The sequence below is a fragment of the Actinoplanes sp. NPDC051346 genome (assembly GCF_040682215.1).
Taxonomy (GTDB): Bacteria; Actinomycetota; Actinomycetes; order Mycobacteriales; family Micromonosporaceae; genus Actinoplanes.
In genome coordinates, this window is the sequence record NZ_JBFBAJ010000005.1 from 359,027 (window position 1) to 370,850 (window position 11,824).

An 11,824-nucleotide genomic window follows, 5' to 3' on the forward strand; every position below is an offset into this window, starting at 1 on the left:
TGAGAGGCATGAGCAAGACCCGGCGGCTAGCGACGATCGTGGCGACGGTGGCCGCGGGCCTGGCGCCGGTGGCAACGGGCACGCCCGCCGCGGCCTCCGGGGGTGGCCCGCACCCGCTGATGAGCTGGGTGCAGGCCGTCGAGGCGCACGAGCCCACCTGGGTGGACATCTACTGGCGGACCGGCAGGAAGATCTGCGACGCCCAGGTGCAGGTCGCGGGCAGGAAGGTCGACGTCGGCTACCCCAGCAACACCGGGGCGTACACGTCGTTCTCGCGCGATGACTCGCTGAGGTCCGGTGAGCTGGACCGGACCGCGGTCAACGTGACCGCCCACTACGGCAGGTCCGCCTTCGTGCCGCTCGAAGCGACGATGACCTACACCAACTGCGTGAGCGACGAGGTGAAGGTCAAGAGCTTCCCGCTCACCCTGCCCGTCCTCTCGTAACGGGGAATACGCGTGACGGGAGATACGCGCGGCCGGCGGGGGCGGCCGGCCGCGCGTACGTTCTCTACCGCGAGGCCATGATCAGCGCGGCCGGGTCGGTGCAGACCAGCTGCAGCGCCCGGGCCACCACGGCCGGGTCGTACGTCGAGGCGTGGAACGTGGCCTCCAGGTGCAGCACGCCCCCCATCTCGGAGGTGGTCAGCGTGATGCCCTCGGGTCCGTTGAGGGTCGGGACGCTCTGGTTGACCCGCCCGGCCGCTTCCACCGTCCACGGCAGGTCGGCGAGCACGTCGTGGCGCCCCTGGTTGCTGAAGGTCAGCCGCGGACGCGGCGCAGCCGGCGCCTCGCTCGGGTACGGGTCCGGCATGCCGGGCGCCCCGGTCACGAGGATCTTGCCCTCGCGCAGCAGCATCATCGTCAGAATCCGGCCGGTGGCCAGCTCCGCCTTCAGCGTCGTGTGAATCGCCTGCGGGTCGGTCAGGCTCGGCGGTGCCAGGTACGGCCCCATGCAGAAGTTGCTGTCGATGCTGACGCCCTTGTCGACGTAGCGCCGCGCGTCGGCCAGGAACGTGCCGCCCGCCGTGTCGGGGTTCAGCCCCAGCTCCCGCAGCGCCGCGGTGAACGCCGCGAAGGTGATCGCCGAGGTGGTGACGCCGGGGGAGTGCTCGTCCCGCCAGACCCGCATCTTGCCCAGCACGTCGGCGGAGCGGGCCGTCTCGACGGTCAGGTTCGCGGTCCACGGCCGCGTCGGGGTCTGTTCCGCGTGCGGCGGCTTCGCGAAGCTCAGGCCCTGCTTCCAGCGCCCCGGCTTGGTGCCGAACTGCTTCCACCAGGCCTTCGGCAGTGCCCACCGGTGCCGCACGGAGGGCGCGATGGCCGCGGCCCGCTGCTCGCCGGCGGCCAGCACCAGCTCCCGGAGCAGGGTGTTCACCGGGCCCGCGTCGCCGTAGGCGTGCGACACCTTCATCGCCACGTAGCCGCCGCCGGCCAGGATCCGCACCGGGTGGTGGGCGCGCGGCTCGGCCTGCAACTGCCGGGTCATCGCGTCGAAGTCGGCCGGTCCGTCGCCGAGGTCGGTCACCGCTTCACTGACGTACGCGGCGAAGGCGGCGGCGTCCATGTGCAGCCAGCGGGCGCCGGCGCGGTCGAGGCGAGACACCGCGCGGTGCGTCGGGTCGGCGGCGTGCAGGCCGATCAGCGCCTCGCGCAGCCGCTGGGCGGTCACCCCGGTCAGCGGCCCGACGGTACGGATGTACTCCAGCGGCAGCCAGGCACGCTCGTGCAGGGTCAGGCTGGTGCTCGACATGATGTTCTCTCCTTCGGGTACTGCCTTGGCGAAGACGACGCGGAGCACGGTCGGGGCGACCAGTACGGTCTCCACCGCCATCACCACCGCCACCCAGGTGACCAGCTCGGTGAGGTTGCCCCGGCTGCCGCCGTAGAAGGCGGCGGCGATCTCGGCGATCCCGGCGAACACCGCGAAGACGCCGGCGCCGCGGACGGTGCCCTGCACCCGCGAGATGGCCAGGAAGAAGTGGTGGAAGACGAACGGCACGTAGGTCAGGGCCAGGATGGCCAGCGCGGTGCCGGCCGACTCCGCGTAGCTCGCGCCGAAGACCGACATGATCGGCTTGGCGGCGATCATGACCACCAGGGAGACGGGCAGGCCGCCGCCGAGGCAGATGAGCAGGCCCATGCGGACCTTGGAACGCAGGGCGGCCTTGTCGCCGCTGGCCACCGCGAAGAGCGTCAGGGCCACGTTGCCGGGCACCATGGCCAGGAACGACAGCACCATGAAGGCGGTGTAGAACGCCGCGTTGGCCTCGGCCGACAGCACGGCGGTGACCACCAGCGGCAGCGCCGCCCGCGGCAGGTACGTCGCCAGGTTCAGCAGGTTGTGATCGAACGTCGACCGGCCCCGGCCGCGCAGCAGCGAGACGCGCGGGCGTACCGAGTCGATCATGTCCTTGCGGCGCAGCGCCCGGCCCAGGATCGCGACGGAGAGCACCATCCCGGCCACCCAGGTCAGCAGCAACTCGCCGCCCGTCAGCGCGATCGGCAGCAGGGCGACCGCGCCGAGCAGCGCGAGCTTGATCAGCGAGAACCAGGCGTTGCGCATGAGCTGCATGGGCCCCTGGAGCAGGCCGACCAGGGCCTCGTCCAGGACCAGCGTCATGGCGTTGAGCGCGATGCCGAAGACCAGCAGCACGGTGGCGGCCGTGCCGCCGAGCGCGTCCCGCAGGCCGGGTGCGGCGAAGTGGGCGAGGGCGACGTAGAGCAGCCCGCCCAGCGTGGCGGCGCTGCCGGCGACCAGGAGGCACGTGGAGATCAGTTCCCACTTGCGGCCCTTCAGGCCGGGCAGGTCCGAGATCAACATGGTGCCCATGCCGAACATCCCGATCGTGCCGATCAGGGTCATCGCGGACACTGCCGCGGACGCCTGGCCGACCGCCTCGGCCGGCGCGGTCCGCGCGGCGAGCCACCAGTAGGCGAAGCCGAACAGCGAGGTGAGCGCGGTGGTCGCCATCAGCGAGCCGGCGTTCACGAACAGGTCGAGGTGACCACGCAGCATGGCGACGAGCCCGCTGCGGCCCGGCCCCTCAGGACCAGCGTCAAGGCTCTCCGGTACGGCCTCGGTTACGGTTCTTTCCACTACTACCGCCCCCAGTTGCAGTGATCGACTCGCAACGGTAGTTACTGGGCGTGTTGATCGACCATGGCAAAGCGGGGCACATCCCGGATGCCGTCCGGAGTGGAGAAGGTGCGGTCCGGCGGAGGGGGCCGGGACCGAAAGGGCGAGGTTTGTGACGGGTGTGACCTGGGACTATTCGTCCCGTACCGGAAGTGGGGGCAGGCCCGCCGCGACCCGGGCGGCATCGGTCAGTTCCCGGAGCAGCTCGGCCTTACCGCGCGTATACGCCTCTCCCGGGCCGAATCGCCGCATCAGGTCCCGTTTGCCGGTGGCGTACCGGTCGCGGGCCTCCGGGTGGGCCAGCAGATAGTCACGCAGGAGCCGCTCGCCGCGGGTGTTCCATGTGTCCGTGGTCACTACGTGCAGGCGATATGCCGTGCTGTCGTAGTCCTCGCGCCGGTAGAGGAGCTGACCCGGCGTCTCCGCGGGCTGGATCCGGTAACCGAGCGTCTCCAGCGCGTCGTCGTTCACGTCGTCGAGGTCGTCGGTGGCGGCCATCAGGTCGATGAGCGGCTTGGCGGGCAGCCCCGGCACCGCGGTGTCGCCGATGTGTTCGATCGCGGTGAAGAGGGGAGCCAGCGTCACGCACGCCTGAGCGCCCAGTTCGGCCCAGCGCGGATCCGGCTCCGCGATCGTCACAACCAGCCCACCTTCTTGAACCTGCGGTACAGCGCCAGCGACGCGCCGAGCATGACGAGGACGGCGGCGTAGTAGCCGTACTCCCAGTCCAGCCCCGGCATGACCGTGAAGTTCATGCCGTAGACGCCGGCGATGGCCGTCTGCACGGCGGCGATGGCGGCCCACGACGCGATCTTGCGCATGTCGTTGTTCTGGTCCACGGAGACCTGCGCCAACCGGGCCTGAAGGATCGAGTTCAGGAGGTCGTCGAAGCCGGCGACCCGCTCCACGGCCCGCGCGAGGCGACCCCGTACGTCCACAAGGTACGGATAGACCGCCTCCGGCACCACCCCACGGTCCAGAAGCCGTTGGAGCGGTTCCTGTAAGGGCAGCACCGCCCGCTTGAACTCCACCATCTCGCGCTTCAACTGGTAGATGTGGCCGATCTCGGGCGTACGGTCCTTGGCGAAGGCGATCTCCTCCAGGGCCTCCAGATCATGTTCGACGTGCCCGGCGACCTCCAGATACTCCTCGACCATCCGATCGCAGACCGCGTGCGCGACGGCCCAGGGGCCCGCGGCAAGCAGCGTGGGCCGGGCCTGCAACTCCTGGCGTACGGTCTGGAGCGCGCCAGCCGCGCCGTGCCGCACCGTGATTACGAAGTACGGGCCGAGCAGCACCGTGACGTCCCCGGTGTCGACCACCTCGGAGGAGTCGGTCAGCTCCTCGTGCTCCACGTAGCGCGCGGTCCGCAGCACCAGCCGGGTCACGTCGCCGATCGTCTCGGCGGCGGGCCGGTGCCCGGGATCGGCGGCCTGGGCGGCGGTCAGCTCGTGCAGGTCGAACACCTCGGCGATGGCGGCCATGGTTGCCGCGTCGGGCTCGTGCAATCCCAGCCACACGAACGCACCGCGGTGCCGGCGCGCGATCCGGGCGGCCTCGGCATAGTGCGACACGCCGGGCCGGCGGTGCCCACCCTGATAGACAGCGCAGTCCACGACCGCGTCGGGATTGGCGCGCCGCTGCCGCGGCACGGCCGGCCGCGGACGGTTCAGACCCTCGATGATCTTTCCGAGCGTGCGCGGAATCAGGTACGGCTCCCGCCGCCAGCCGAACATTTCGCAGCGCCTCCCGCCGTCGACGATCATCGGCACCGACCGTATCCGGCACACGCCCGCCGGCAACGCACCGCACGGCCGGCATGACGCTCGGTATTAAGGTCATTTTTTGGCCGTTAGGAGGGGGAGTCTGGCCTCATGGCGAACACCAGCGCGCGGATGCTCCGGCTGCTGTCCCTGCTGCAGACCCACCGGTACTGGGCGGGCGCCGAGCTGGCCGACCGGCTCGACGTGAGCCCGCGCACCCTGCGGCGCGACGTCGACCGCCTCCGGGACCTCGGCTACCCGGTGGAGGCCGCCCGCGGCGTCGCCGGCGGATATCAGCTGAAGGCCGGAGCGGCGGTGCCGCCGCTGCTGCTCGACGACGAGGAAGCGGTCGCCATCGCCGTCGGCCTGCGGACGGCCGCCGCCGGCGCCGTCGCCGGCTTCGAGGAGACTTCGGTACGCGCCCTCGCGAAGGTCATCCAGCTGCTGCCACCGCGCCTGCGCCGCCGCATCGACGCCCTGCAAGCGGCGACCGCACCGGCCGTGCCCGGCGGTGGTCCGGTTCTTGACGCGACCACGCTGACCACGATCGCGATGGCGTGCCGAGGCGAGGAGCGCCTGCGCTTCGACTACCGTCCCCGCGACGGCGAGGGTGGCAACCGACACGTCGAACCGCAACGGCTCGTGTCGCTCGGCCGTCGCTGGTATCTGATCGCCTGGGACCTGGATCGGGGCGACTGGCGCAGCTTCCGCGTCGACCGCCTCACGAAGCCCGCGCTGACCGGGGCCCGTTTCCGCCCCCGGGACATCCCCGGCGGTGACCCGGTCGCGTGGATGCGCGCGCGCCTGGCCGGTGCGCCCACCCGCTATGACGTGTCCGTGCTGATCGAGACGCACGCCGAGGTGGTGAGCGGGCAGGTGGGTCATTGGGCCACCGTCGAGCCGCTCTCGGGGCAGAGCTGCCGGATGCGCATGAGCGTCGATGACCTGGGCTGGCCGGTGATGATCCTGGGCGTGCTCGGTGTGGCCTTCACCATCGAGTCGCCGCCGGAACTCCACGATCGCCTTCGCGAGGCCGCCGGGACGCTGCTCCGTGGCGCCTCCACCCCGGCGCCCGGAGGGCCGGCGCATCGCTGAAACCGGCGAATGCGGGCAGCGTTGTGCAGGCGCGGATCGGCGCCCCCGTGGCGCCGATCCGCATGGGGAAACCCTAGCGGGACCCCCCGACATTTTCCCGCAGTTAAGTCCACAATGGTGCTGTGAGCAGGGGAAATCGTTTGTGAGCCACGGCATACTCCAGTCATGAACGAGATTCCACGCACCGCTGACGACGTCCGCGCCCTCGTGCGTGCCGGCGAGCGGGTCAAGTACCTGTTTTTCTGGGGACACCGGCCGCAGCGCGACGGCAGCATAGGCGCGGGATGCCTCAGCCAGTGGTGGCCGTCCGCCTTCACCGTCGACGGCGTCCGCTTCGCGTCGGCGGAGCACTACATGATGTGGCGCAAGGCGACGCTGTTCGGCGATCTGGAGGCGGCCGAGCGCATTCTCGCTGCCGACCACCCCCGGCAGGCCAAGACGCTGGGCGGCGGCGTCCGCGGGTTCGACGAGGACAAGTGGGCCGCCGAGCGCTTCGAGATCGTGGTCGCCGGCAACGTCGCGAAGTTCGCCCAAAGCCGCGAGCTGCGCGACTTCCTCGTCGGCACGGACCCGCGAGTGCTGGTCGAGGCGAGCCCGGTGGACCGCGTGTGGGGAATCGGCCTCGCGGCCACCGACGACGGCGTCGCCGACCCGCTGCGGTGGCAGGGTCTCAACCTGCTCGGGTTCGCGTTGATGCAGGCACGGCACCAGCTCGCCTGAAGTCCGGACGCCGGCGGGCCGGGCGGTGCCGTTACCAGCGCCGGGGCTGGCCGGCGCGGTCGCGGACCGTGGCCCAGACCAGCTTGCCGTCGGCGGTGGGCAGGGCGCCCCAGGCGGTGGAGTCGGCGTGCACCACGCGCAGCCCCCGGCCGCGTTCGTCGAGGGGGAGGCCGGCGCGCACCGGCGCCAGGTCGAGCACCCGGGGCAGCCGCGGGTCGCGGTCCCGTACGGCGATGTGCAGGGTCGTCCCCCGGCGCGAGACCGCGACGTCGATCCGCGTACCGGCGTGCTCGACCGCGTTCGTGACCAGTTCCGACATGACGGCCCGCGCGGGAAGGAGCAGCGTCGACATGTCCCAGTCCTGGCAGGCCCCGCCGATGAGGTCCCGGGCCACACCGGGGGAGCTCGCGGCGGGCGGCAGACTCAGCCGGACGAACTCGCCCGGTGACTGTTGCTGGGCCAGGGCGGCGTGGGCCTCCGCGAGGGTGGTGTGGATCGGCAGGTCGTCGCCGCCCTCGCGGCCGAGGCGAGGGGACCCGGGGGGCAGGCAGACCGCGAATCGGGCGGCCGGTTCGGCGACCGCGGTGGCCCGCACGGCGCCGAGCCAGGTCGGCACGCTCGCCGGTTCGGGGTCCTCGATCCCGCTGAGGTCGAACACGATCCCCGCCGGGTTTCCCGCGAGGCATTTGCGCAGCGTTCGGGAGACGACGGGATTCAGCGACGCCGCCCAGACCCCGCGCACGGCGACGTCGATGACCGCACCGTCCGGATCCGCGATGACGCTGATGTGCTCGTCGCCGGGATCGAACAGGTACGGGGGTTGTTCCTGCATGACACGGTCCTCCCGCCGCCGGGTACTGGCGAGTCTTCGGTCCCGATGCGCGAGGGTCAACGGGCCAGTCACCCGAACGGGCTCGCCCGTTCAGCGGGATCGGCGCACTGGCAGCCCGTTTCGCGGACCGGTGGTGCGCCTATCTTGTCCGGCATGCCCATCTCGCCGTACTTGAAAGACTTGCGGGCGGTCGTCGGCCCGCGGTTGCTGTTCCTGCCGGGCGTTACCGCGGTCGTCTTCGACGACGAGGGCCGCGTTCTGCTCGGCCGCCGCGCCGACGACGGCCAGTGGGCGCTGATCGCGGGGGTGATGGACCCGGGCGAGCAGCCGGCCGAGACCGTCGTTCGGGAGGTCTTCGAGGAGACGGCCGTCCACGTCGTGCCCGAGCGGGTGACCAGCGTGTTGACCCAGCCGCCGAACACCTACCCCAACGGCGATGAGACCGAGTACGTCGACATCGCCTTCCGCTGCCGAGCGGTCGGCGGCGAGGCCCGGGTCAACGACGACGAGTCGCTGGAGGTCGGCTGGTTCGCGCCGGCCGACCTGCCGCCGATCGCCGAACTGACCCGGCTGCGCATCGAGTGCGCGACCGCCCCGGAGGAGGCCGCCTGGTTCCGTTCTCCCCGCCAGGAGCCCGGAAACTGAAAAGAGGGTTTAGAGTTTCCGTCGAGCGCGGGCGCGGCCGCGACGAGAGGGGCGCAAGCGGTGATCAGAGAACTGGGCGACGTAATTCCCGTCCCGGCCGAGGTGCGGCCCGACACGGCCGTTCGTTTCCACTTCGACGCGGGTACGGCGATCGGCGCGACCCCCGGAACGGAGCAAGTGGCGGCGTACCTGGCCGACATCCTGCGACCGGCGACGGGATTCGACCTGCCAGTGACCCCGGCCGAGACCCCGGAGGGGTCGGGCGCGGTCGCGCTGCGGCTCGACCGGTCGCTGGCCGATGAGGAATACCGGCTCGAGATCACCGATGGTGGCGTCACGTTGACCGGCGGTGCGTCCGCCGGGCTGTTCTACGCCGTGCAGACCCTGCGCCAGCTTCTCCCCGCCGAGATCTTCGCGACCACGCCGCACGGGATCGGGTGGACGCTGCCCGGCGGGACCATCGTCGACCGGCCGCGCTTCGCCTATCGCGGCGCGATGCTGGACGTGGCGCGCCACTTCTTCACCGTCGACGAGGTCAAGTCCTACCTCGACACCCTGGCCCAGTTCAAGATCAATCACCTGCACCTGCACCTCACCGACGACCAGGGCTGGCGGATCGAGATCGAGAGCTGGCCCAAGCTGACCGCGATCAGCGGCGGCGACGGTACGGGCGTCGACGGCGCCGGCCCCGGCTTCTACACCAGGGACGACTACACGGAGATCGTCGCGTACGCGGCGAACCGGTATGTCGTCATCGTCCCGGAGATCGACATGCCGGGACATGTGAACGCCGCCCAGGTGGCGTACCCGGAACTGACCGCCGACGGGGTGGCACCGCCGCAGCGGACGGACACCGCGGTCGGCTACAGCTCGCTGGTCGCGGGCAAGCCCGAGACCTACGCGTTCGTCGAGGACGTGCTGCGCGAGGTCGCCGAGCTGACCCCGGGCCCCTACCTGCACATCGGCGGCGACGAGGCGCAGGCCACCACCGCCGAGGACTACCGGACCTTCATCCAGCGGGCGCTCGCGGTGGTGACCGGGTTGGGCAAGAGCCCGGTCGGCTGGCACGAGATGGCCGCCGTCGACCTGCCGCCCTCGGCGGTGACCCAGTTCTGGCGCATCGAGGCCATGGACGACGGCACGGCCCGGGCCGCCGCCGGCGGAGGCAAGGTGCTCATGTCGCCGGCCGACCGCACGTACCTCGACATGAAGTACACGGCCGAGAGCCCGCTGGGACTGGACTGGGCCGGCCTTCTCGACGTCGAGAAGGCGTACGGGTGGGACCCGGCCGAGCGGCTCCCCGGCGTCGGCGAACAGGCCCTGCTCGGCGTCGAGGCGCCCCTGTGGTCGGAAACACTGCGCAGCCTGGCCGACGTCCAGACGATGGCGTTTCCCCGGCTGCCCGCGATCGCCGAGATCGGCTGGTCGCCGCGGGAGAGCCGGAACTGGGAGTCGTTCCGCCACCGCCTGGCGGCATGCGGCCACCGCTGGCGGCTCCAGGGGGTCGCCTTCCACCGTTCGCCCGAGGTCCCCTGGCCGGCATGACCCCCTCGAACACCGCCTAGGCTTGCCGCGTGCGGAAGAGGGTGTGGGGCTCGGTCGTCGCTCTGGCCGGGTTCCCGGCGATCGCGGCGGTGCAGCTCGCGCTCGTCGTCGTGCCGGTCATGCTGGTCCTTCAGATCCTGCCCGGCCCGGCGGCGCTGCGGATCGGCCTGCCGGTGTGCATCGCCACGGTCGGCGTGATGGGGTACGCGACCCGGCGCGCCCTGCACCTGCGGCGCCCGGAGCCGGTCGGCATTCCGGTGACCCGTACGGACGCGCCCGCGCTCTGGTCCCTGCTCGACGGGGCCGCCGCCGTGGCCGGCACCCGCCCACCCGACCGGCTGTTGATCGTGGCCGACGCCGCGGTCAAGGTCATCGAGCGCACCCGCCTGCTCGGCCTCGCCGGCGGCCACCGCGACCTCTACCTCGGGCTGCCGCTGCTGCAAGCCTGGGACACCGCCCGGCTGAAGGCCGCCGTGGCCCACGAGATCGGCCACTTCTCGCCGCGCCTGGGCCGGCTCGCTCCGGTCGCCTATCGCGGGCGGATCGCCGTCGGTCGGGTGGTGCCGCGCATTCCCCGACGCAACCCGGCGGGGCCGCTGCTGCGGGCGTACGCGCGCTTCTACCGTGGGATCGACGCACCGTTCAGCGCGGCCCAGGAGCTCCAGGCCGACCGGATCGCGGCCGAATACGCGGGCGCGACCGCCGCGGCCGCCGTGCTGCGCGACCTGTCGGCGCTGGACGGGCTGCTGCGGGTCTTCCACGCCGAATATCTGGGACCGGGCTGGCAGGCGGGTCACGTGCCGGACGACATCTTCGGAGGGTTCCTGCGGGTGCTGGCGGCCCGGGCGGAGGAGGTGGCCGTCCTACGGTCCCGCGAGCCGGCACCGCCCTCCAGGTGGGATACCCATCCGCCGCGCGCTGACCGGCTCGCCGCGCTCGCGTCACTTCCCGCGGATCCCGCCCCGCAGGCCGTCATCCCGTTGCAGCCCTCAGGTCCTCCGCGGACCGACGTCCCCGAGACCGCCGATGCGGCCGCCCCGGCCGGATCGGTGGCCGGGGGCGAGAGCACCGCCGTAGGGTCCATCACCGCCGAGGCAGAGACCGTCAGCGGTGATGGCGCGTGGGTCGCTGAACCGGAAACCGACGCGTCGCCCGCCGCTCCGGAGCTCATTCCCGACCTTCCCGGACTCGGGCGGGCGCTGCAGACCGTGGCCTTCCCACCGCAGGGACGCACGGCGGTCGGCTGGGACGAATTCTTCGGTGCCGCGCGCGTCGTCGAGATGGAACGGGAGGCCGACGCCGCTCTCACCGTGCTGTCCCGGGTAGCCGACAGCCCGATCGGCACCGCCGCCGACGTGCTCGATCTCGCCGGCGACGGACGGCTGCGCGAACTCGCGGAGTCCGTGTTTCCCGACCTTCCTCCGGACGAGACCGCGGCGCGGATCGGCGACCTGGTCACGCTCCTGCTCGCCCTGGCGGCGTTGCGCAGCGGCGCGGCCCGGTGGCGGCACAGTTGGACCGGCACCGCCGAGCTCGTCGCGCCCGACGGCTCGCACCTCAACCTCGGCGAGCTGGCCGCGCTCGCCGTCGACCCGGCGACCGTCGCCGCCGTGCGTGAGCGGCTCGCCGATCTTGGAATCGACGTCTCCGCCGGGCCGGCCACCGGCGCCGCCCATCCGCGGGCGGAGGTGGTCGGCGGCGTCGTCAATCTGGTGGTGGACGGTGCGCGGACGGACGTGCTGGTTGTCGACACCGGCTTGTTCCTCGTGCCGGGACTCCCGCGGTCGCAGAACGGCTCCGCGAAGCGGCGGCTGGCCGAGTTCGCCGCCGCCGACATTGCGCGGCGCGGCGCCATCGCGCCGGAGAGCCGTTTCGTCGCGTTCGCGGACGTGGCCGGCGCCACCCAGGTCAAGCGGCGGAGCTGGGACCTGCGACTACGCGACGGGGCGACGCTCACCGTGCGGACGGGGCTGGACTCCGACGCGCTGCCGGGAGGGTGGACGGCCTGGGACGACGCCGTGGCGTTCCTCTCACGCACCAGATAGTCATCCCCGTGAGTGAACCGAGCGGGCCCGGCGTCCGTGTT

At 72.0% G+C, this 11,824-nt stretch carries 10 protein-coding genes; 6 read left to right on the forward strand and 4 right to left on the reverse strand.

From position 1 onward, the window contains the following. The first annotated feature begins 8 nt into the window (after positions 1–8). A complete protein-coding gene (locus AB0M36_RS15715; protein WP_364157421.1) occupies positions 9–446 on the forward strand; it encodes a hypothetical protein in 438 nt (145 codons plus the stop codon). Positions 447–510: 64 nt separating this feature from the next. On the opposite strand, the gene AB0M36_RS15720 is transcribed toward AB0M36_RS15715, so the two are convergent. From AB0M36_RS15720 to AB0M36_RS15730, 3 genes are all read right to left on the reverse strand, one after another. Next, positions 511–3,099, reverse strand: coding sequence for a lipopolysaccharide biosynthesis protein (locus tag AB0M36_RS15720; protein ID WP_364157424.1), 2,589 nt, complete (start codon positions 3,097–3,099; stop codon positions 511–513). A gap of 171 nt (positions 3,100–3,270) precedes the next feature. Then, the gene (locus AB0M36_RS15725) at positions 3,271–3,777 is read right to left on the reverse strand and encodes a GrpB family protein (RefSeq protein ID WP_364157426.1); all 507 of its coding nucleotides are present in this window, start codon (positions 3,775–3,777) and stop codon (positions 3,271–3,273) included. Next, positions 3,774–4,904 (reverse strand): magnesium and cobalt transport protein CorA, encoded by a 1,131-nt coding sequence (locus AB0M36_RS15730; RefSeq protein WP_364157428.1) that lies wholly within the window; start codon positions 4,902–4,904, stop codon positions 3,774–3,776. The genes AB0M36_RS15725 and AB0M36_RS15730 overlap by 4 nt, the downstream gene beginning before the upstream one ends. Positions 4,905–5,012: 108 nt before the next feature. Between AB0M36_RS15730 and AB0M36_RS15735 the strand changes: the two genes are divergently transcribed. Together AB0M36_RS15735 and AB0M36_RS15740 are read left to right on the forward strand one after the other, a co-directional pair. Further along, entirely contained in the window at positions 5,013–5,996 is a 984-nt protein-coding gene (locus AB0M36_RS15735; RefSeq protein WP_364157430.1) for a YafY family protein, read from the forward strand. Between the two features lie 165 nt (positions 5,997–6,161). After that, entirely contained in the window at positions 6,162–6,716 is a 555-nt protein-coding gene (locus AB0M36_RS15740; protein ID WP_364157432.1) for an NADAR family protein, read from the forward strand. 31 nt (positions 6,717–6,747) lie between these two features. On the opposite strand, the gene AB0M36_RS15745 is transcribed toward AB0M36_RS15740, so the two are convergent. Continuing rightward, positions 6,748–7,548, reverse strand: a complete 801-nt coding sequence (locus AB0M36_RS15745) for an ATP-binding protein (protein WP_364157434.1) — start codon at positions 7,546–7,548, stop codon at positions 6,748–6,750. Positions 7,549–7,701: 153 nt separating this feature from the next. Between AB0M36_RS15745 and AB0M36_RS15750 the strand changes: the two genes are divergently transcribed. Genes AB0M36_RS15750 through AB0M36_RS15760 form a run of 3 tightly spaced genes read left to right on the forward strand, consistent with a single transcriptional unit; the run spans position 7,702 to position 11,783 of the window. Beyond that, positions 7,702–8,193: an NUDIX domain-containing protein gene (locus tag AB0M36_RS15750; RefSeq protein ID WP_364157437.1), complete on the forward strand. Its 492-nt coding sequence runs from the start codon at positions 7,702–7,704 to the stop codon at positions 8,191–8,193. Positions 8,194–8,253: 60 nt separating this feature from the next. Then, complete coding sequence (locus AB0M36_RS15755) at positions 8,254–9,738, forward strand: beta-N-acetylhexosaminidase (RefSeq protein WP_364157440.1); 1,485 nt, start codon at positions 8,254–8,256, stop codon at positions 9,736–9,738. 29 nt (positions 9,739–9,767) lie between these two features. After that, positions 9,768–11,783, forward strand: coding sequence for a M48 family metalloprotease (locus tag AB0M36_RS15760; RefSeq protein WP_364157442.1), 2,016 nt, complete (start codon positions 9,768–9,770; stop codon positions 11,781–11,783). Positions 11,784–11,824: the final 41 nt, after the last annotated feature.